Below are 21,193 nucleotides of genomic sequence, written 5' to 3'. Positions count from 1 at the left end.
AACACGGTCTCCTACTAAAGATGGGAAGATGTACGCTGAGGGGATTCCGACTGGCATTGCCTGAGAGGGAATATTCAAGGGTTGATGCCCAGTGGTATGTGGACCTCAGGGTTTTAGGTAAAATAAACTGTAATATTTAAGAATAAAAGGATTGAATTACCGGTTCTGAAGTGGTAAAATAGTTAAAAATCATAATATGAAAAGTTAATATTTTGTGCAATATATATGAGAGCAAGCTTTTCCCGTAAAAACTAGCAAAAAAATTTGGAACACCACAACAAATAAACTGGGGGCGATAATTCTCTTATTTGGTACAGTATTCACAAATTAGGAAAGGAGAATGGAAATGAGTAGTACACGAAGGAAGCTATGGAAACAAATGGGGAGCATCTTGCTGACGCTGGTCATGCTCCTTGGTCTGCTGCCAGTTTCAGTGATGGCAGCTGGAGCAACCATAGGAATCTATCATAGTTTGTATGAATATAATCCGCAGACTCAGGAATATGTTGCACCATCTTCTTCATATCAGGAGTGTAAGGCTCTATCAAGTGCAATAAGTGCCTATATTGGGTCTGCTAAAGAATCTTGCGATGAGACTACTTACCAGATCAAGATTCCTTCTGCAAAAAAAGAAACGCCTGATGTGACCAAGGATGAAACCGGCAGGCCTCAGATGACATACACCTATCAGGGTACGACGTATACATGGATATGTCTCGGCTACATTACAAAGCGCTTCGATGAGTCAAGTAATATGTCTTGGCATATGTGGACAGAGGAGGAGTTGCGAAACGGATACGGGCAAACAGTAACATTGGGTGAATCCACCACTCCGTCTGTTACTTACATTTGGGCGTCACCTGATAGACTTGAGGAAAATGCACCGTCAGAATATGAGAAGATCACCTATACATTTGATTTCTTTAAGCCGGTGCGCGAGGATAAGGCTGTTACGATCCAACCCTCTGAGAATGATAAGATCAACATTCCAAAAAGCGTTGACTGGGAGAATTCGGAGATTAAGCTTTGGGGTACGTCCAAGAGCATTTATTCTATCTCCTCTTATTTCCAAGAGGCCATTTATAATGGAGAAATGACGGATTTGACCAACCGACTTACGGATGGAACGATCAGTATCACCTGGCCAAAGGGCTATTATTTTGGAAATATACAGGATCATCTTATTGAAGCCCTTGAACGGGACGGAGAAGAATTCAATTATCTATACATATCTGTTACTAATGGGTTGTACGAATGGTATGGACAGGTAAACAGTTGGTGGGACTATATTTCCGATAGTGGAACTGCGGAAATGACGTACTACGGCGATGGGTTCGACGAAGATACGACATTTTATTCGAATATCTCTGATGAAATTCAGAAATATTTAGCGCAACCCGGCTATGTACTTCTGAACGTTTATGGAGACCACATACTAACGGAAAGTTCCGGCTGGTCAGAAAATGAGTTCAATGAAGTAAGCAGGGATAACATCACCTTTTCCGGAGATCTCTAGGAAGACGAGCATATTCTTAAGAAGGATGACCCATGGACGATTACTATTCCTGCCCCTACAGCAACATCCACAGGCGAAAATGGTGAGGTGTACCTGGATTACACCGATGGAACCATTCGCTGGCAATGTGTCGGAGTACAATATGAGAAAGCTGGCCAGGTAATCAATATAAATCATACGGATTGGAGAACCCAGCCCCAAATCACTTTTAATAATACGGATGAAATGGGAAGGTATCCTTTTATTCTCTACATTTGGGAAGAAGTAAACTGGAATGAGCCTCCTACAATGTATGATGTGGAGTATGAGTTCCAGCTGCCGGACGAATTATCAACAGTCTCGGGCCGAAGAGTTTTTCCTATAAAACATTACGACGATAACTGGGGAAGCTATGATGCGTGGGATTTGCTCGATGGCGATAACGACTTTCAAGCAGATGAATTGCAGAGGATGCAAAATGAAATCAAGGCATCGGATGTCACAGTTCGGGAAGGTACCACGCTGGTTATTCTAGCAAACGCACCGGATAATCACAGCGGCTATCAAGATTTCCGCGACTTCCTGGCATTCAACAATAATGAACAAATTTACTATGAGTTTGCTGGCTGGGAGGATGAGACGGGAGTTGTCCACCAGATCGGAGAATCGGTAAAGGTAGACGAGTTGAGTGATGATACAGACACCACCATTACGCTCAAAGCAAAATGGACGAAAATTGAATCAATCAGTGAGGAGATGTATCAAGAAGCGGCCGATACATTGCGCCTTCAGGTATTAGGTTCGGACAGCAGCTTTGCTTCTCCTGTCTTGGTTACCCAGTGGACGGATACGAATCCAAATGAAGGGGCAAACAATAAGCTGACCGGCAATCCTGTGATTTTGAATGAGGATGACACCCTTTACTATAAGATGTCTGCCAAGCTAAATAGCGGTCTTTTTGGTTCGTCAGATTCTCAACATATCACAAAAGGAGACTGTGTAGAGCTTACCTTCTCCCTGGATGTGGATCCGAATCTGGAATTTGCCGACAGCTCCCAGATGACGATCACCTATAACAACCCCAATCTGGAGCTGGTAAGCACCAATTTCGGCAGTGTTTCTGGGCCAGACGCAGACAATAATTACGTGGTCACTGTCCATGAGGGCTCTTTGCCCACAAACACTGATGGCGGATTGCATCTGACGTTTACCGTAAAGATAATCAACCAGTCAGAGACTCAGTTTAATCAGCAGGCAGGCGACCCGATGGAGTTTTCCGGCTTTGCATTCAAACTGAAAGACGGAGTTAAAACGGATGGTCTGGTTATTGAGTCGACGGCCAATGTGACTGGTCACATGGATCTTGATAAGATCAGTAACGCGGGTTATCATCACCGTTTCCGTTATTATCACGTTAGAAGTTTTCTTCAGGGTGATGAGGCACAAGCACTCTTTGGTGGAGCAACAGACCCCACCGCTTTTGTCCATGCGATGCAGTTTATAGACAGAAAATTGGCAAACTACGATCTGAGCCAAGATAAGATGTCTCCCGTGAAGGCAAATACAGTCACAGCTTTTGGCTCAGCTTTAATTATCACGCCTGCCGACATCACCATCTACATGGGCGGCGACGGAGGATACGATGCCGTGGTAGGCACGGATGGCGAGATTGCGTCTTCCACCAATTCTCTGCCTCACCCTCTCTTTACCATTGATGCACCCGATGGCGTTAATCCCGAAGGCCTGACCTTTACCAACGGCAAGACGGGAGAAGAAGAAAAAACCTGGAAGCTGGTCTGTGCCAATCCGGATAGCACCGGCACAAAATATTATTATTTCCAAGAGGGAGATGGACAGGACAAGGTCCGTGTCACCTACACCGATGGGAATGGCACAGAACATATCAGCGATGCGTTTGATCCTTCTACAGTTCATGATGTATACACTACCTATACCATCGCCCTCTATCCTGGTGACAACGATATAAACACCATTACCGCAAAGGATAAAACGAACAGAGTATATTTAATTTCTGCCAATACCGGCACCCTGACCGTCCGCGCGGTGGAGGACAGCGATCCCACCAGCGCCGTCCAAAATGATGCGCCTAAAAAAGCTGTTGCAGCTGGATCTGCTGTGGCTGTGGAGCCGGAAGGCGGCACCACCTATACCCTGAATAACACCGGTGTGCCTCTGCCTGAAATTGCCAGCGATTCCAATCCCGATGGGTCCAGACCCTCTCTGTTGTTCGATAGCATCATTGAGGATGAAGGCTCTACCGCCCGCACCGACGCTTTGGAGGACAAGGTGGATGAAAAGCTGGGTGAGGTTGGCAGCAACACCACCCGCCACTATGAGATCAAGTATCTGGACCTGGTGGACGCTAACAACGGCAACGCCTGGATTACCTCCAGCGCAGGCACCGATATCTACTGGGGCTATCCTGAAGGGACCGATAAGAACACCACCTTCTATGTGCTGCACTTTGAGGACCTCCACCGCGATGGCAACAATTCCGGTTATGATGTAAGCGATATCGAGTCCTGCACGGTAACGCAGTTGACTGCCAAAGATGATGCCCTTGAACAAACTGATTACGGCATCAAGTTCCACGTGGATGAAGGCGGCTTCTCGCCCTTCGCCCTGGTTTGGGAGACCACATCCAGCGGCGGCGGTACGACCACCCGCTACACCATCACAGCTGAGGCAGGCGACGGCGGCTCCATCAGCCCCTCCGGGCGGGTGAGCGTGACCGCCGGAGCGGACCGGACCTTCACCATCACTGCCGACGACGGCTATGAGATCGCCGATGTCATCGTGGATGACAAGAGCGTGGGCGCCGTCAGCTCTTATACCTTCGAGAATGTTCGTGCGAACCACTCTATCGAGGTCGTTTTCGAGGAGGAGTCCGGCGTGACCGACCCGGATGACACCGGTGTGTCCGGTTGGCTGAACACGGACGACCATGCTGCTTATCTCGAAGGATATCCCAATGACTTGTTCGGAGCCAACGACAACATGACCCGAGCGGAAGTGGCGCAGATGTTCTACAACCTGCTCCTGGATAAGGACGTGGACATCACGGTCACCTTTGATGATGTTGCCGCCGATGCGTGGTATGCTGATGCGGTGAATACTCTGGCCTCCCTGGGTATGATCGAGGGCGTAGGAAACAATCTGTTTGAGCCGGAGCGCTCTATTACCCGCGCCGAGTTCACCACCATTGCCATGCGCTTTACCAAGGGCACACTGGAAGGCGAGAACATTTTCCCGGATGTGAACCCGGACGACTGGTTCTATGACTATGTGGTGGGCTCCATTCAGTATGGTTGGATCAAAGGCTTGCCTGACGGCACGTTCGGTCCCAACAACACCATCACCCGCGCGGAGGTGACCACGATTGTCAACCGTATGCTGGACCGTAGTGCGGATGAGGACTATGTGGACAGCCATACCGCAAGCCTGCGCCAGTTTACCGATCTTGCAGATACCCACTGGGCCTACTATGACATCATGGAGGCCACCAACACCCACGATTATACCAAGGACACCGACGGTGAAACCTGGTCTGACCTTGGCTGAGTACTTAAAGCTGCTGCATGAGCTTAGTGGCAGAAAGAGAGATCCCGCAGAGGTTGACACCTCTGCGGGATCTTTTTTGGTTCAGCGCTTTGCTCACATTCGGCTCAGAATTTCCACGTTGCCTGCCAGACGGGGATCGGTAGGGGAGAGGACCAGGGCCTTTTGGGCCTCCTCCAGGGCCGGACCGATGCGGCCGGTGCGGAAATAGGCCTGACAGCGCAGGTCGTGGGGGAGCGGCCCCCAGGACTCGGCTTCACAGATGTAGGTATCGGGCCGGACGGTGATGGCCAAAGCGACATCGGTAAAATACAGCACCCCGTCCCAGTTCTCCTGCTGGTAGCAAAGGGTGGCCAGATCCATCCAGGGCTCCCGCAAATGGGGGGCCTCAGCGGCGGCACGGAAAAACCAACTTCTTGCTTGGGCGGGGTCCCCTTTCTGTATGTAGGACTTGGCAATGTACCGCATGGAGGCCGCCCGCTCATCTTTCCAGGTGGCGGTGGGCATGGACAGGTGCCGCTTGAGGGTGGCAATGCAGTCGTCCCACCGGCTATGGAAAAAGTACTCCCGGCCCAGGTAGTGGGCGTTGCGGTCGTCTTCCGGTTCCTCCCGCACTGACAGCTCCAGCAGAGGGAGATACTGGCCCCGGGACTTGGCGGGGTCCGGATGGTGGTCCAGCTGCACCCCCAGCGCTGTTACCATGGTGCCGGGCTGGCCGGGTCCTACCCACCGCAGGATCTCGTGAACCGGGTGGACCCACCGGTAACCGTGGCGGCGGTGGATCTTCTCGTACCAGAACACCACACCCTCGGCTCCATCGGGCCGGAAGGACCAGGTGTAGCGGTACCGGGCCTGACCTGTGCCGGGCGTCCAAGCCGACTCCAGAGCAGCCCGCCAGCCGGGATGGAACACCTCGTCCAGGTCGGTACATACGCAGATATCGGCGTCCTCATCCACCAGTTCCAGAGAGCGGTTACGGGCAGTGTCGAACCGCCAGGGAGAAATGGTCTCCACGGTGACAGCGGCTCCTCGGGCCTTCAGACGGGCCACGGTGTCGTCGGTGGAGCCGGTGTCCAGCACCACCACCTGATCGGCCTCCGACATGGAGTCCATCCAACGGTCCACAAACTGGGCCTCATTCTTGCAGATGGCGTAGACTACAATTTTCATAAGTGCCTTCTCCTTTCACAGAAGGAGAGGGGGGCAGACTGCCCCCCTCCCGCAGGATCAGGTTTCCATCAGACCGGCGGCCTTCAGATTCTGGATAATCTGGTTGATGGCGTTGATAGCGTCGGTCAGGCTGGCACTGGTTTGCAGGGTGGTGACCGTGGCGGCGGCGTTGGTCTCACCGGCAGGGCCGGTAGGCCCGGTGGGGCCAGTAGGACCAGTAGCGCCAGCAGTGCCCGCGGTGCCGGCAGGGCCGGTGGGTCCAGTAGGGCCGGTAGCACCGGCGGCGCCGGAACCGGCAGGCCCGGTAGGCCCGGCAGGGCCGGTGGGTCCGGTAGGTCCGGTTGCACCGTCGGCGCCTGCGGCACCAGTAGGACCAGTGGGTCCGGTAGGTCCAGTTGCACCGGCAGTACCCGCGGTACCGGCAGGTCCGGTGGGGCCAGTAGGACCGGTAGCGCCATCGGGGCCGGGGATACCCTGAGGTCCGGTAGGACCGGTAGTGCCGTCAGGTCCGGGAATACCCTGAGGGCCAGTGGGTCCGGTCACACCTGCCGCGCCGGTGGGTCCGGTGGGTCCGGGGGTGGCAGGTCCGGTAGGTCCGGTGGGCCCGGTGGGTCCAGTAGGGCCGGTAGCACCGGTTGCGCCGGAACCGGCAGGCCCGGTGGGCCCGGTAGCACCAGTGGGACCGATAGCCCCGGTAGGTCCGGTGGGACCAGGCACGGGGCAGGGAGGGGGACAGGGCGGCGGGCAGCAGCCTGGCGGACAGCAGCAGGCCCCACCTTCCTGTTTCCGTTTCCACTCCCGATCAGAGGGAAGATAGTGGTTCATATTGTACTCCTTTATCCGCTTGGCTTGTGGCTGTGCCACATGACAGCCTATGCGTTTGCCTGACGGGAGGTGCGCCGCTGGAACGCCCAGCAAAAAGTAGGAAAAGGGGTTGACAAGACTAACTGTAACTGGTATAGTTACAGTATAGAAATGAAACAAATAAAGTTACAGTTAGGAGCATATGATACAGCCAGGCGATTGCCTGCTATTCGGAACAGAAAGGACGATGGATATGACTCCCATTACCATTACCAAAGCCAATTTTGAAGAAGTAGTGCTTCATTCCGACAAGCCGGTGCTGGTGGACTTCTGGGCCCCCTGGTGCGGCTACTGCCGCCGGATCAGCCCGGTGCTGGATCAGATCGCCCAGCAGTTTGACGGCCAGCTGGTGGTAGGCAAGATCAACATTGACGAGGAGCCGGAGCTGGAGGAGCAGTTTGAGGTGGAGGTCATTCCCACCCTGTTCCTCTTCAAGAACGGGGAGACGGGGGAGCCCATTGTGAACCCCGGTTCCAAGGCTCAGATCATCGACTGGATGGGACTGTAAAAGGAGGCGGACGGCATGGCGCAGTATGAAATCCTCGTCGTAGGGGGCGGCCCCGCCGGTTATACGGCGGCCCTGTATGCCGCCCGCAGCGGCCGCAAGACAGCGGTGGTGGAGAAGCTGTCCCCCGGCGGCCAGATGGCCACCACCTCTGTGATCGACAACTACCCAGGCTTCCCCGACGGGGTGGACGGCTTCGAGCTGGGGGAGAAGATGGAGCAGCAGGCCCGGAAGTATGGGGCGGAAACCGTATATGCCGAGGTCACCGGGGCCGACTTAACCGCTGTTCCCAAGGTGCTCCACACCAGCGAGGGGGACCTGACCGCCGACGCGGTGATCCTGGCCACCGGAGCCTACCCCCGGGAGCTGGGCCTCCCCGGCGAGAGCGAGATGCGGGGGAGAGGGATTGCCTACTGCGCCGCCTGCGACGGCATGATGTACCGGGGCAAGGTGGTGGCGGTAAACGGCGGCGGCAACACCGCTGTGGAGGACGCCCTCTACCTGTCCAAGCTGTGCAAGAAGGTCTATCTCATCCACCGGCGGGACAGCCTGCGGGCTTCGGCGGTGTACCACAAGGCCCTGGAGGAGGCCGGGGTGGAAATCCTCTGGAACACCCGTGTGACAGACCTGCGCAAGGAAAAACGCCTGACAGGTATCGAGCTGGAAAATGTGGTCACCGGCGAGAAAAGCGAGCTGGCCTGCGACGGCCTCTTTGTGGCGGTGGGCCGGGTGCCCGATACCGCCCTCTTTGCCGGACAGGTGGAGACCGATCAGGCGGGTTATCTGGTGGCAGACGAGAGCTGCCGCACCAGCGTGCCCGGTGTGTTTGCCGCCGGAGACGTGCGTACCAAGGCTCTGCGGCAGGTCATCACCGCCGCCGCCGACGGCGCCAACGCCGCCCACTGGGCGGAGGACTATCTGCTGAAACGCGTGTAAAGGAGAATCCCATTCCATGAACGGCCTGTTCTGTGTGGCGGTCCACGCCCTGATCTATCTGGATAAGCGGGGATGTCTGCTCTCCAGCGAAGAGCTGGCGGCCAACATCTGCACCAACCCGGCCCGGGTCCGCAAGGTGATGGCCAAGCTGAAAAAGGTGGGGCTGGTGACCACCCGCACCGGCACCGATGGCGGCTATCAGCTGGTGGCTGATCCGGAGAAGGTGACCCTGGACACGGTGGCCGACGCCCTGGAGGTGCGGTTCGTGGAGCCCGCCTGGCACAGCGGCGGAGGCGTGGACTGCGGCTGTATGGTGGCCTCCGGCATGGCCGGGGTGATGGACCACCTGTTTGACGATCTGGACCGGCGCTGCAAGGCGCGGCTGGCCCAGCTCCGCCTCTCCGACCTGGAGGGGCAGCTGGAATCCATACAAAAAGGAGAACCCCTATGAATTTGCAGCTTGAGACCGGCGTACCGGTGCTCACCGTCTTTATCCAGGGCCTGCTCAGCTTCTTTTCGCCCTGCGTACTCCCGCTGGTGCCTCTGTATGTGGGTTATTTGGCGGGAGGAGCCCGGACGGTGGACGAGAAAGGCAATATCCGCTATCCCCGTGGCAAGGTGCTGATCAACACCCTGTTCTTTGTGGTGGGTGTCAGCTTCGCCTTCTTTGTGCTGGGGCTGGGCTTTACCGCCGCAGGCCGCTTCTTCAGCGGCAATCAGACCCTCTTTGCCCGCATCAGCGGCATCATTATGATCCTCTTCGGTGTCTATCAGTTCGGCTTCTTCGGCAAGGCCGCCGCGCTGGAGACCGAGCACCGGCTGCCCTTCCGACTGGACAAGTGGGCCATGAACCCCCTGGTGGCCCTGGTGCTGGGCTTCACCTTCAGCTTTGCCTGGACTCCCTGCGTGGGCCCCACTCTAGGCAGCGTGCTGCTGATGGCCTCCTCCGCCGCAAGCGCCGGCAAGGGCTTTTTGCTCATCGCCGTTTACACCGCCGGCTTTGTCATCCCCTTCCTGGCGGTGGGTATTTTCACCGGCACGGTGCTCAACTTCTTCAAGACCCATCAGAAGGTGGTCAAGTATACCGGCAAGGTGGGGGCGGCCCTGCTCATCCTCATGGGTATTATGACTTTCACCGGCTTTATGAACGGCATCACCGGCTATTTGTCCGGCATTGGGGGCGGGACAGGTGTAACCGAGACGCCCACCCAGAGCGAAAGCGTCTCTCCCACGCCGGAGAGCACCGTCAGCCAGGAACCTGCGGAGAGCGCCTCTCCGGAGCCCTCCGCCGAGCCTACTCCCAAGCCAGAGATTGCCGCCCCCGACTTTACCCTCACCGATCAGTACGGCAACACCCATACCCTGTCCGACTACCAGGGCAAGACGGTGTTCCTCAACTTCTGGGCCACCTGGTGCGGCCCCTGCAAGAGCGAAATGCCCGACATCCAGAAGCTGTATGAGAGTTATGGAGAAAACAGCGAGGATCTGGTGGTGCTGGCGGTGGCCAATCCCGGCGGACAGGACGTGTCTCAGGAGGAGATTGAGCAGTTCCTGGAGGACAACGGTTACACCTTCCCGGTGCTCATGGATACCACCGGTATGACTCTGGCCTATTACGGCATTTCCGCCTTTCCCACCACCTTTATGATTGACGTCAACGGCAACGTGTACGGCTATGTGCCGGGAGCCATGACGGCGTCCATCATGGAGTCGGTGGTGCAGCAGACCATGGACAGCGTACAGTAAACAGGGAAGAGCGGCGCTATGCGCCGCTCTTTCTGGTTTTGAGGCGTTGTCATTTCCTCCGCTTTCTGGTATGATAGTAACACTTGCAAAATAAAGGGGTTTTATTGTGTTTGAAGTGATCAAAACCGAGGGAAAGGCCCGCCGGGGCGTCTTTACCTGCGCCCACGGCACGGTACAGACGCCGGTTTTTATGAATGTAGGCACCCAGGGCGCCATCAAGGGGGCTCTGTCTGCCTTTGACCTGAAGGACATCGGCTGCCAGGTGGAGCTGTCCAACACCTATCACCTCCACCTGCGTCCCGGTGACCAGGTGGTGCGCCAGATGGGTGGCCTCCACAAATTCATGCGGTGGGACGGGCCCATCCTCACCGACTCCGGCGGATTCCAGGTATTCTCTCTGTCCGGTCTGCGAAAGATCAAGGAGGAGGGAGTCACCTTCGCCTCCCACATCGACGGCCGCCGCATTTTCATGGGCCCTGAGGAGTCCATGCAGATCCAGTCCAACCTGGGCAGCGACATTGCCATGGCCTTTGACGAGTGCGTGGAGAACCCGGCCACCTATGAGTACGCCAAGGCCTCCTGTGAGCGCACCCTGCGCTGGCTCCGGCGGTGCAAGGTAGAGCATGACCGGCTCAATGCGCTGCCCGACACGGTGAATCCCCATCAGATGCTCTTCGGCATCAACCAGGGCGCCACCTTCCCCGATCTGCGGGTGTGGCACATGAAAGAGACCGCCAAGATCGACTGCGAGGGTTATGCCATCGGCGGCCTGGCGGTGGGGGAGCCCACCCAGGTGATGTACGACATCATTGACGCGGTGGAGCCCCATATGCCGGCGGACAAGCCCCGGTATCTCATGGGCGTGGGCACCCCCTCCAACATCATTGAGGGTGTGGCCCGGGGCGTGGACTTCTTTGACTGCGTCATGCCCGCCCGCAATGCCCGCCACGCCAAACTGTTCACCTGGTCGGGGGCCATGAACATCCGCAACGAGAAGTACAAGACCGATGAGCGGCCCATCGATCCCGACTGCGACTGTCCGGTGTGCCGCAATTTCTCCCGGGCCTACCTGCGCCACCTCTTTGTGGCGGAGGAGATGCTGGCCATGCGCCTGGCCGTTATGCATAACCTGTATTTCTATAATAAACTGGCTCAGCGCATCCGGGATGCCCTGGATGCCGGTCAATTCGCGGCCTTCCGGGCGGAATATTCCGAGAAGTTGGCCGGACGAATCTAAAACAAATTGTGAATCATGGCGAAAAACACTTGTCAAAACTTGCAAATCGTTTTATAATGTTCCACTGATGACGCATGGCGTCAAAGTTGAAATCGGAGGGGATTGTATTGACAGCACAGATCACCAACGCGATGTTGTCCAGCACCGGCACTGATGCTGGTGGGGCAGGTAGTATGTTGAGCATGATTATCCCGCTGGTACTGCTCATCGCGGTGTTTTATTTCCTGCTGATCCGTCCTGAGAACAAGAAGAAGAAGGCCGCTGCCAAGATGCGTTCCGAGCTGTCCGTGGGTGACCAGATCACCACCATTGGCGGCATCGTAGGTACCATCTGCGCGGTGAAGGAGAACACCATCGTGATCGAGACCAGCTCTGATCGCGTGCGCATGGAGTTCACCAAGTGGGCTGTGTCCACCCGCGGCACTCAGACTACTGAGGAAGGCCCCGGCGAGACCAAGGACGCCAAGGACAAGAAGTAATAAGAAACGCCCTCCCGGCATAGGTTTCATCAGGAACCTGTGGTAAGGGAGGGTGTTTTTATGGGTAAAAAGGAGGAGGACCAGGGCGCCAAGCTGCTGCGCTGCGCTTTGGGTATCCTGCTGGGCGGGCTGCTGGCCCTGGGCGTGTGTATGCTGTTCCTGCTGGGAGCGTCGGTGGCCATCTCCGGCGGTCTGCTGGACATGGACCTGACGTATCAGATCACCATCGTGGGGTGTGTGCTGGGCGGTTTCTGCGGCGCCCTGCTGGCGGTGAGCCGCTGCGGCGGGGGATTGGCCGCCGGACTGCTCACCGGAGGGGTGCTCTTTCTGCTGGTGCTCACCCTGGGAGCCCTGTGCTTCCGGGATGTATCCCTGGAATCTGGGGGCATCGGCCTGCTGTGCGGGTCCCTGTGCGGCGGGGCCGCTGCCGGTCTGCTGGGGAGCGGCAATCGAGGGAGCAAGCGGAAAAAACGCAGAAAGCGTTGAAATTGGAAAGACCCTATGGTATAATGACCTAAAGTCTCTATTTGGGAGGGAAATCAGAATGAAGCATATCAAGACGCTCAACGGCGCTACTCTGAAGAAGAGCGCCGCCCACGGCGGCTGCGGCGAGTGCCAGACCTCCTGCCAGTCCGCCTGTAAGACCTCTTGCACCGTGGCCAACCAGAAGTGCGAGAACCGGTAACAAACAACAGGGCAAGGGTGGGCGTGTAGGCCCACCCTTTTCCATGCCCTGAGGAAGGAACAAAAATTTATGGTACATACCTTTCAGTGTCTCGGCGTACGCATCGCCGTTGACGTGAACAGCGGCGCCGTCCATGTGCTGGACGAGCTGACCCACGACCTGCTCACCGCTCTGGCGGAGCGGGAGGAGAACGGGGAGAGCCTGGATGGGGCCCTGCCCGAGGCTTTGGCCGCTGCCCTGCCTCAATATGATCCCGCCGCCCTGGCCGAGGCCTGGGAGGAGCTGCGGGAGCTGAAAAAGGAGGGCCTGCTCTTCGAGGCCGACGACTACATCGATCGGGACAAGGCCGCCTCCATGCAGCAGCAGGCCCTGGTGAAGGCCCTGTGCCTCCACGTCTCCCACGACTGCAACCTGCGGTGCAAGTACTGCTTCGCCTCCACCGGCGACTTCGGCACCGGCAAGCGCATGACCATGGACATCGAAACCGCCAAAAAGGCCATCGATTTCGTCATTGCCAAGTCGGGCAACCGCCGCAACATTGAGGTGGACTTCTTCGGCGGCGAGCCCCTCATGGCCATGGATACCGTGAAGGCCACCGTGGAATATGCCCGCTCCATCGAGCAGGAGCATGGCAAGTGCTTCCGCTTTACCATTACCACCAACGGCGTGCTGCTGGACGACGAGAACATCGAGTACATCAACCGTGAGATGTCCAACGCGGTGCTGTCCCTGGACGGCCGCAAGGAGGTCAACGATGATCTGCGGCCCACCATCAACGGCAAGGGCTCCTATGATGTCATCGTGCCCAAGTTCAAGAAGCTCATCGCCGGACGGGGCACCAAGGATTACTATCTGCGGGGCACCTTCACCCGCTTCCACAAGGACTTCGCCGAGGACGTGAAGGAGCTGGCCGCCATCGGCAAGAACGTGTCCGTGGAGCCGGTGGTAGGGAAGGAGACCGACCCCTACGCCATTCAGGAGTCCGATCTGCCTGAGCTGAAGGCGGAGTATGAGAAGCTGGCTGAGTATCTGAAGGACCACCGGGAGACCAACTTCTTCCACTTCAACGTGGACCTTCAGCAGGGCCCCTGCGTCATCAAGCGGCTGCGGGGCTGCGGCGCCGGCTGCGAGTATGTGGCCATCACCCCCGACGGCGACATCTACCCCTGTCATCAGTTCGTGGGCAACGAGGACTACAAGCTGGGCAGCGTGAAGGACGGCACTTTCGACAACAGCCTGTCCAGCCGGTTTGCCGGTCTTAACGTCTACACCCGGGAGGAGTGCGCCCACTGCTGGGCCCGGTTCTATTGCTCCGGCGGCTGCTCTGCCTCCAACCTGCTTGTCGGCGGCGACATAAAGCACCCCCACAAGGTGGGCTGTGAACTGGAGCGCAAGCGTCTGGAGTGCGCCATCGCCCTCAAGGCCATCGATGCCGGTATGGCCGATTAAGGGGTATACAAAACGTAATTATACTATCTGTAATCGATGTAATCAGCGCAGAAAGCCCTGCTGTTCGAGGCGGAAACCCTTGAGCAACAGGGCTTTTCTCTGTTTTACCGGGATGAGTGCCAATTGAGAGCAACCCCTGGCCGATAGACCGTTCCGCACAGGGGAGGGGCTGACAAAACGAGGCGACAAGGGATTTTACTTGTCGTAAAAAAAGCTCATTTTCCTAGAAAAATCAGGGGGAGAGGGGACCGCTGTCGGGCTCTGCCGTGCTGACTGATACGCTGGTAGACATAATATACTTTACATAAGTATTCGGCATAATCGACAAAAATGACTTTTTTTCTTGCCGCACCTTGCACGATGCTCCGTGTTAAGCTATGATTATACCAAGAAATAAACAGGCAGGTCTGATTTACCAGTCTGGCGCATAGGCTTCTGTTGGGAGGTGAAGCCTTTGCGCAGGACCATTGTGGCCGCCTGGAATGTGCCCAGGGACGGGATCGTCCCGGCACTGATCATCCTGTCGGCCTGCTTTTTGGCCGGTGGGCTGACAGGCTGTCTGTTGGCCGCCCAGGTGGGCGGCGCTGGTGAAGCCAGCCTGAATCAGTATCTGGAGGCCTTTCTGCTGGCCGCACAGGAGGGCGCCGTAGATGTTCCCGCGCTGTGGGCTCAGATTTGGGACACGCTGCGCTGGCCCCTCTTTGCCCTGCTGCTGGGATTCACTGCGCTGGGTGTGCTGGGCCTGCCGGTGCTCTTCGCCCTGCGGGGATTTTTGCTGGCCTTTTCCATCGCCTCCTTTGTGCGGGCCTTCGGCGGCGCCGGCTGGCTGCTGGCCAGCCTGGTGTTTGGCGTCGGCGGGGTTCTGTCTCTACCTGCTCTCTTCGTGCTGGGGGTACAGAGTATCCTGTCCGCCCGCGCCCTGTCCGCCCGGGTCCGGGGAGAGGGAAAGGGCAGGGTTCTGTGGGGCCGGGACTGTCTGGTCCGATGTGCGCTGTGTCTCGGCGCTGTTTGTGTGTGTATTCTGCTGGAGCGGACTGTGGTGCCCGCTCTGCTTTCCGGCGCGGCAGGCGCTCTTTTGAACCGATAGAGAGAAACGGGAAGGTGTTGGATGGATGGAATATCTCAGTGGATACGAACGATTTCTGACCGAAGAAAAAAAGGCGTCCCCCAATACGCTGAGTTCCTATCTGCGTGATGTGCGCCAATACCTGGACTGGCTGGGGGAGAAGGGGATCTCTCCCACCCAGGCAGTCCACGCCGATGTGGAGGCCTATACCCGCAGCATGACTGCCCGGGGCAAGTCTGCCGCCACCGTGACCCGGAGCCAGGCCTCTCTCAAGTCCTTCTATTCCTGGATGATGGAGATCGGCCAGATCAGCGAAAACCCCGCCCGGGGTCTGTCCCAGACCAAGGTGGAGCGCAAGCTGCCCCACATCCTTACCTCCCGGGAAGTAGAGCTCTTTCTGGAGCAGCCGGACCCCACCGATGCCAAGGGCTGCCGGGACAAGGCCATGCTGGAGCTGCTCTACGCCACCGGCATCCGGGTCAGTGAGCTCATCGGCCTGAATCTGGACAACATCAACCTGTCTGCCGGGTTCATCCGGTGCGCCAACCGGGGGAAGGAGCGCATCATCCCCCTGTACCAGGCGGCGGTGCGGGCCCTGCAGAACTATCTGGACCGGGTCAGGCCCCAGATGGTGGAGCACCCCGACGAGAAGGCCCTCTTCGTCAACATGAGCGGGGAGCGGATGAGCCGCCAGGGGTTTTGGAAGATCATCAAGCACTATCAGGAGAAGGCGGGCATTCAGAAGGACATCACCCCCCATACCCTCCGCCACTCCTTTGCCGCCCATCTGCTGGAAAACGGCGCCGACCTCCACTCCATTCAGGAGATGCTGGGCCACGCCGATATCTCCTCCACCCAGATCTACACCCAGGTGGTGAGCCAGAAGCTGAAGGACGTGTACAACAAAGCCCATCCCAGAGCGTAAACAGCCAGGGCCTGTTGCAAAATGTGCAGCTCGTACAAAGACCCGTCATTCCGAGAAAAACGGCCGCCCACCGGGCGGCCGTTTTTCGTGGGAATCCGTCCCTTTTGCCGGGGAAACGGATTGCCACGCCAGTGTGCGCACTGGCTCGCAATGACAGGTTTGTGCAAAACAGCTATTTTGCAGCAGGCCCTCTTTGCGTCCCGGGGCGGGCCTAATTCCTCCTTGCGCCCGTTTCAAGGCCGTGATACAATATTCTCTGTATGGAAAACAGGGAGGAAACCGACGCTATGCTGATTTTAGGCATCGACCCCGGCTTCGCCATCGTGGGCTTCGGCCTGGTGGAGGCAGCGGGGGGGAGGGCCCGGCTGGTCCAGTGCGGGGCCATTACCACCCCGGCGGGTGAGGCCCTGCCCGCCCGGCTCCTCCAGATCTCCAATGACATGGACCTGCTGCTGGAGCAATTCAAGCCGGAGGCCATGGCTATCGAGGAGCTTTTCTTCAACAACAACATCACCACCGGCATCGGCGTGGCTCAGGCCCGGGGGGTGCTGCTGCTGGCGGCGGAACGGCACCAGGTGCCCATTTACGAATATACCCCCAGCCAGGTGAAGCAGGCAGTGGTGGGCTATGGCAAGGCGGAAAAACGGCAGGTCATGGACATGACAAAGCGGCTTTTGAACCTGAAAGCTGTCCCCAAGCCGGACGACGCCGCCGATGCGGTGGCTATCGCCCTGTGCCACGCCCGCTCATACACCTCCCGGCTCCAGAGCCCCGACGCCAACCGGCCGGGCAGCGGCCGGTACGCCGCACGCAAGGATTAGGAGTTACATTATTATGTTTTACTATGTGAAAGGAACCGTGGCCCACACCGCCCCCTATCTGGCGGTCATCGACTGCGGCGGGGTGGGCTACGCCTGCCGCACCACCAACAATACCCTGGCCCGGCTGAAAAAAGGGGAGAGCGCCAAGCTCTTCACCCACCTGAACGTCCGGGAGGACGCCATGGAGCTGTACGGCTTCGCTACGGAAAACGAGCTCAACTGCTTTCAGCTCTTGATCTCGGTATCCGGTGTGGGACCCAAGGCGGCCCTGTCCATCCTGTCTTCCGCTACCCCCGAGTCCCTGGCCATGAGCATCATCACCGGGGATGAGAAGGCCCTCACCGTGGCCCAGGGCATCGGCAAGAAGATCGCCCAGCGCATCATCCTGGAGCTGAAGGATAAGCTGGCCAAGGGTCAGATCAGCCCGGGCGGCGAGAGCTACGGCGGCACCGGGGTCACGGTGATCCCGGAGAACAAGTCCTCTGAGGCCGCCGCCGCTCTGGCGGTGCTGGGCTACTCCCAGACCGAGATCGGCATGGCTCTCAAGGGCATCGACGTGGATGCCCTCAGCCTGGAGGACATCATCAAACAGGCGCTCAAGAAAATGATGAAGGGGTAATCCCCCGGAAGGAGGAACCACCATGGCCAAACTGGAACGCAACCTCACCGGCAGCTTTGACGGACTGCTGGACTATCTGCACGACGGGATTTTGAACGGCAGCTCCTCCGCCAGCTGGGAGGACAACAGCGACTACCACAACGGCTCCTTCCGGGTGGCCGTCCGGGTGTATGAGCGGTACAGCTTTATGGGGGGCAACCGGGTGAGCCTGAACCTGACTCTGGTGGGCAACGGCCCCCATCTGTTCCTGTCCGCCATTACCTCCGGCGGCAGTCAGGCCATGCTGTTCAAGATCAACACCCTGGGGGAGGGCGCCTTCCTGGACAAAGTGGAGGAGCTGCTGGACGGGTGGCGCGGATAAGGAAGTGAGACTTTGAGCATTGCATTTTCTGAAGACGGCTTTGAGACCGAGGAGCCTCTGGTGACCACATCCCTCACCCGGGATGACGAGAACGAGGGCTCCCTGCGGCCCAAGACCTTAAACGAATACATCGGCCAGGCCAAGGCCAAGGGCAACCTGGAGGTCTTTATCCAGGCCGCCAAGATGCGGAACGAGCCATTGGACCACGTGCTGCTCCACGGCCCGCCCGGCCTGGGTAAGACCACCCTCTCCAACATCATTGCCAACGAGATGGGGGTCAACATCCGCATCACCTCCGGCCCGGCCATCGAAAAGCCCGGCGATCTGGCGGCCCTGCTCACCAATCTGGCGGAAAACGACATCCTGTTCGTGGATGAGATCCACCGGCTCAACCGGTCGGTGGAGGAGATCCTGTATCCTGCCATGGAGGACTTTGCCATCGATATCATCATCGGCAAGGGACCGTCTGCCAACTCTATCCGGTTGGACCTGCCCAAATTCACCCTCATCGGAGCCACCACCCGGGCGGGCCAGCTGTCCGCCCCTCTGCGGGACCGGTTTGGTGTGACCCTGCGGCTGGAGCTGTACACCCCGGAGGAGCTGGCCCTCATTGTCACCCGGTCTGCGGGCATCCTGGATGTGCCCATCGAGCCTGACGGCGCTATGGAGATCGCCAAGCGCAGCCGGGGTACCCCCCGGATCGCCAACCGGATGCTGCGCCGGGTGCGTGACTTCGCTCAGGTGAAGGCCGGGGGCGTCATCACCCGGGAGGTGGCCGACGTGGCCCTGTCCGCCCTGGAGGTGGATCACCTGGGGCTGGACGCCATTGACCGGCGGATGCTCCGCTCCATTATTGAGCACTACGGCGGCGGCCCAGTGGGTCTGGAGACCCTGGCGGCCACCATCAACGAGGAAGCTGTCACCCTGGAGGACGTATACGAGCCCTATCTGATGCAGATGGGCTTCCTCACCCGCACGCCCAGAGGCCGGTGCGTCACCCGGCGGGCCTATGAGCACCTGGGCCTGGCCGTCCCCGGCGGGGTGGGAATGGAGCAGCTGAGCTTTTAGTCCCACAGGCGACCGTAGAGGCCGCCCCTACAGAGCAGACACAAACCTTAACACATCGTTTTAATTGGATGATTTCGGTAGAAAGAGGTAATCTAGCATGGGTAAACTGTTTGGAACCGATGGGATTCGCGGCGTGGTCAACGCCGGTCTGGACGCGGAACTGGCCTATGATGTGGGCGTGGCGGCAGCCTATGTGCTGGCCCAGGCGAAAGGGGAGGGGCGTCCCCGGTTCGCCATCGGCAAGGACACACGCATCTCCTCCGATCTGCTGGAGGGTGCGCTGGTGGCCGGTCTGTGCTCCGCCGGCGCCGACGTGCTCCACCTGGGCGTGATCCCCACCCCCGGCGTGGCCTGGGTGACGGTGGACAGCGGCTGTGACGCCGGTATCGTCATCTCCGCCTCCCACAACCCCTTTGAGCACAACGGCATCAAGATCTTCAACAGCCAGGGCTTCAAGCTGCCCGATGAGCTGGAGGGCAAGATCGAGGACATTATCCTCAACAAGGTCCCCGTGCCCCGCAAGACCGGCGGCGACATCGGCCGCGTGACCTACGCCGACCAGAAGGAGCGCCAGGACTACATCGATCACCTGGTATCCACCATCGATTCCGACCTGTCCGGCCTGAAGATCCTGGTGGACTGCGCCAACGGCGCCTCCTCCGCCACCGCCGGCCGGCTCTTCGATTCCTTCCCCGACCTGCACACCGACATCATCAACGCCGACCCCGACGGCGTGAACATCAACAACGGCTGCGGTTCCACCCATCTGGACGGCCTGAAGGCCATGGTCACCGCCGGCAAGTACGACCTGGGCATCGCTTTTGACGGCGACGCCGACCGCTGCCTTATGGTAGACGAGACCGGCGAGGAGATCGACGGCGATCAGGTCATCGCCGCCTGCGGCCTGGAGCTGCTGGAGCAGGGCAAGCTGCCCGGCAACGCCATCGTGGGTACCGTCATGAGCAACCTGGGCCTGCACGTCTTCTGCCGGGAGCACAACATGGAGCTGTTCTGCACCGCTGTGGGTGACCGGAACGTGCTGGAGAAGATGGAGGAGGAAGGCTGGGTCCTGGGCGGCGAGCAGTCCGGCCACACCATCTTCCGCAAATACGCCACCACCGGCGACGGCCAGCTCACCGCCCTGCAGTTCCTGGCCCTGCTGCGCCGCTCCGGCAAGAAGGCCTCTCAGTTGGTGGAAGGCTGCAAGCGCTATCCCCAGACTCTCATCAATGTGCCGGTGGCCGATAACGCCGCCAAGCAGGCCATCATGAACGACCCCTCCATTATGGACGCCGTGGCAGAGCAGGAGAAGCTGCTGGCGGGCACCGGCCGTGTGCTGGTGCGCCCCTCGGGCACCGAGGCCCTGGTGCGGGTGATGGTGGAGGCCCAGAGCCAGGAGGATGCAGAGAAAGTTGCAGAGCTCTTGGCAAATGTCATAAAAAATCGGGGCTGAAATTGAAATATTTCTAGCAAACACTTGACAAATTCAGGTATCAACGCTTATAATGTGCAAGGAGAAACGGCATGAAAGAGGACCATTTCCAACCGCAGGAGCCCAGTGATGAGGCCCTGTGTGCCCTGGCCGCTTCCGGCGACCGTCAGGCCGAAGAGGACCTGGTGGTGCGCTATAACCGACTGGTCCGCATCTGCGCCCGGCCCTATTTTCTGGCCGGCGGAGACAGCGAGGACCTGATCCAGGAGGGAATGGTGGGGCTGCTGGCCGCTATCCGGGAATATGACCCGGAAAAGGCCGCCTCCTTCCGCACCTATGCGGAGGTGTGCATCAAAAACCGTTTGTTCTCCGTTATCAAAGCAGCAGCAAGAGATAAGCACATACCGCTGAACAACTCCGTCTCGTTCGGAACCCCTCTTTTTAGTGGGAACGGCGATCCATTGGCGTTCAGCGCACCTGACGGACAGGGAACAGACCCGGAGGAGATCTTCCTCAGCCGGGAATCCTTCCGGGAACGTCTGGAGGCGCTGATCGGTCAGCTGTCCGGCTTCGAGGCAAGCGTACTTCGGTTGTATCTGAACGGTCTGTCCTACTCCGAGATTGCAGCCGAGGTAAACAAGTCCCCCAAATCGGTGGACAACGCGGTGCAGCGTATCCGGCGCAAGCTGGCGCAGCAAACTTCTTCCGGCGACATCAGCAAAGGCTGATCGCAATATTACACTGACCCAGCACATG

Annotated in this window: 22 protein-coding genes; 19 read left to right on the top strand and 3 right to left on the bottom strand. The window is 58.3% G+C overall.

The window, feature by feature from the left end; all coding sequences use genetic code 11:
* The first annotated feature begins 346 nt into the window (after window positions 1-346).
* Together B5G40_RS03025 and B5G40_RS03020 are read left to right on the top strand one after the other, a co-directional pair.
* Window positions 347-1,516: a hypothetical protein gene (locus B5G40_RS03025; protein WP_087398713.1), complete on the top strand. Its 1,170-nt coding sequence runs from the start codon at window positions 347-349 to the stop codon at window positions 1,514-1,516.
* Window positions 1,517-1,603: 87 nt separating this feature from the next.
* A complete protein-coding gene (locus tag B5G40_RS03020) occupies window positions 1,604-5,077 on the top strand; it encodes an S-layer homology domain-containing protein (RefSeq protein ID WP_143383357.1) in 3,474 nt (1,157 codons plus the stop codon).
* A 93-nt stretch (window positions 5,078-5,170) separates the two neighbouring features.
* On the opposite strand, the gene B5G40_RS03015 is transcribed toward B5G40_RS03020, so the two are convergent.
* The 3 genes from B5G40_RS03015 to B5G40_RS17135 are packed head-to-tail and all read right to left on the bottom strand — an operon-like array spanning window position 5,171 to window position 7,040.
* Window positions 5,171-6,244 carry a tetratricopeptide repeat-containing glycosyltransferase gene (locus B5G40_RS03015; protein WP_087398711.1) on the bottom strand — a complete coding sequence of 358 codons (1,074 nt, stop codon included), beginning with the start codon at window positions 6,242-6,244 and terminating at the stop codon, window positions 5,171-5,173.
* A 57-nt stretch (window positions 6,245-6,301) separates the two neighbouring features.
* Entirely contained in the window at window positions 6,302-6,787 is a 486-nt protein-coding gene (locus tag B5G40_RS17140) for a hypothetical protein (RefSeq protein WP_206407202.1), read from the bottom strand.
* Window positions 6,747-7,040: a hypothetical protein gene (locus B5G40_RS17135; RefSeq protein ID WP_206407201.1), complete on the bottom strand. Its 294-nt coding sequence runs from the start codon at window positions 7,038-7,040 to the stop codon at window positions 6,747-6,749. The genes B5G40_RS17140 and B5G40_RS17135 overlap by 41 nt, the downstream gene beginning before the upstream one ends.
* 261 nt (window positions 7,041-7,301) lie before the next feature.
* On the opposite strand from B5G40_RS17135, the gene trxA reads away from it, so the two are divergent.
* The 17 genes from trxA to B5G40_RS02925 all read left to right on the top strand — a co-directional run bounded on the left by trxA (window position 7,302) and on the right by B5G40_RS02925 (window position 21,165).
* Window positions 7,302-7,616 (top strand): thioredoxin, encoded by a 315-nt coding sequence (gene trxA, locus B5G40_RS03005; RefSeq protein ID WP_087188739.1) that lies wholly within the window; start codon window positions 7,302-7,304, stop codon window positions 7,614-7,616.
* Window positions 7,617-7,631: 15 nt separating this feature from the next.
* Window positions 7,632-8,549, top strand: a complete 918-nt coding sequence (trxB, locus tag B5G40_RS03000; protein WP_087398709.1) for a thioredoxin-disulfide reductase — start codon at window positions 7,632-7,634, stop codon at window positions 8,547-8,549.
* Window positions 8,550-8,565: 16 nt separating this feature from the next.
* Window positions 8,566-9,000, top strand: coding sequence for an RrF2 family transcriptional regulator (locus B5G40_RS02995; RefSeq protein ID WP_087398708.1), 435 nt, complete (start codon window positions 8,566-8,568; stop codon window positions 8,998-9,000).
* A complete protein-coding gene (locus B5G40_RS02990; RefSeq protein ID WP_087398707.1) occupies window positions 8,997-10,295 on the top strand; it encodes a cytochrome c biogenesis protein CcdA in 1,299 nt (432 codons plus the stop codon). The genes B5G40_RS02995 and B5G40_RS02990 overlap by 4 nt, the downstream gene beginning before the upstream one ends.
* 106 nt (window positions 10,296-10,401) lie before the next feature.
* Window positions 10,402-11,532 (top strand): tRNA guanosine(34) transglycosylase Tgt, encoded by a 1,131-nt coding sequence (gene tgt / locus B5G40_RS02985; protein WP_087398706.1) that lies wholly within the window; start codon window positions 10,402-10,404, stop codon window positions 11,530-11,532.
* Window positions 11,533-11,639: 107 nt separating this feature from the next.
* Entirely contained in the window at window positions 11,640-12,011 is a 372-nt protein-coding gene (yajC, locus tag B5G40_RS02980; protein ID WP_242955423.1) for a preprotein translocase subunit YajC, read from the top strand.
* Between the two features lie 60 nt (window positions 12,012-12,071).
* Window positions 12,072-12,497 carry a TIGR04086 family membrane protein gene (locus B5G40_RS02975; RefSeq protein WP_242955424.1) on the top strand — a complete coding sequence of 142 codons (426 nt, stop codon included), beginning with the start codon at window positions 12,072-12,074 and terminating at the stop codon, window positions 12,495-12,497.
* Window positions 12,498-12,555: 58 nt separating this feature from the next.
* Window positions 12,556-12,696 (top strand): six-cysteine ranthipeptide SCIFF, encoded by a 141-nt coding sequence (gene scfA, locus B5G40_RS02970; RefSeq protein ID WP_087188745.1) that lies wholly within the window; start codon window positions 12,556-12,558, stop codon window positions 12,694-12,696.
* Between the two features lie 69 nt (window positions 12,697-12,765).
* Window positions 12,766-14,145, top strand: coding sequence for a thioether cross-link-forming SCIFF peptide maturase (gene scfB / locus B5G40_RS02965; protein WP_087398705.1), 1,380 nt, complete (start codon window positions 12,766-12,768; stop codon window positions 14,143-14,145).
* A 445-nt stretch (window positions 14,146-14,590) separates the two neighbouring features.
* Entirely contained in the window at window positions 14,591-15,232 is a 642-nt protein-coding gene (locus B5G40_RS02960; protein WP_242959150.1) for a stage II sporulation protein M, read from the top strand.
* Between the two features lie 25 nt (window positions 15,233-15,257).
* Window positions 15,258-16,136: a site-specific tyrosine recombinase XerD gene (xerD, locus tag B5G40_RS02955; protein ID WP_087329056.1), complete on the top strand. Its 879-nt coding sequence runs from the start codon at window positions 15,258-15,260 to the stop codon at window positions 16,134-16,136.
* Window positions 16,137-16,423: 287 nt separating this feature from the next.
* Window positions 16,424-16,957, top strand: coding sequence for a crossover junction endodeoxyribonuclease RuvC (gene ruvC / locus B5G40_RS02950; protein WP_087329058.1), 534 nt, complete (start codon window positions 16,424-16,426; stop codon window positions 16,955-16,957).
* Window positions 16,958-16,970: 13 nt separating this feature from the next.
* Window positions 16,971-17,576 carry a Holliday junction branch migration protein RuvA gene (gene ruvA, locus B5G40_RS02945; protein ID WP_087269554.1) on the top strand — a complete coding sequence of 202 codons (606 nt, stop codon included), beginning with the start codon at window positions 16,971-16,973 and terminating at the stop codon, window positions 17,574-17,576.
* Between the two features lie 22 nt (window positions 17,577-17,598).
* On the top strand, window positions 17,599-17,937 hold the full coding sequence (locus tag B5G40_RS02940) for a DUF6054 family protein (protein ID WP_087398704.1): 339 nt from the start codon (window positions 17,599-17,601) through the stop codon (window positions 17,935-17,937).
* 12 nt (window positions 17,938-17,949) lie between these two features.
* A complete protein-coding gene (gene ruvB, locus B5G40_RS02935; protein ID WP_087269557.1) occupies window positions 17,950-19,005 on the top strand; it encodes a Holliday junction branch migration DNA helicase RuvB in 1,056 nt (351 codons plus the stop codon).
* A 97-nt stretch (window positions 19,006-19,102) separates the two neighbouring features.
* Window positions 19,103-20,458 (top strand): phosphoglucosamine mutase, encoded by a 1,356-nt coding sequence (gene glmM, locus B5G40_RS02930; protein WP_087329060.1) that lies wholly within the window; start codon window positions 19,103-19,105, stop codon window positions 20,456-20,458.
* Between the two features lie 71 nt (window positions 20,459-20,529).
* Window positions 20,530-21,165 (top strand): sigma-70 family RNA polymerase sigma factor, encoded by a 636-nt coding sequence (locus B5G40_RS02925; RefSeq protein WP_087188754.1) that lies wholly within the window; start codon window positions 20,530-20,532, stop codon window positions 21,163-21,165.
* Window positions 21,166-21,193: the final 28 nt, after the last annotated feature.

Source organism: Flavonifractor sp. An9 (assembly GCF_002161245.1).
GTDB lineage: Bacteria > Bacillota > Clostridia > Oscillospirales > Oscillospiraceae > Flavonifractor > Flavonifractor avicola.
This window is presented reverse-complemented; position numbering and strand designations above follow the sequence as displayed.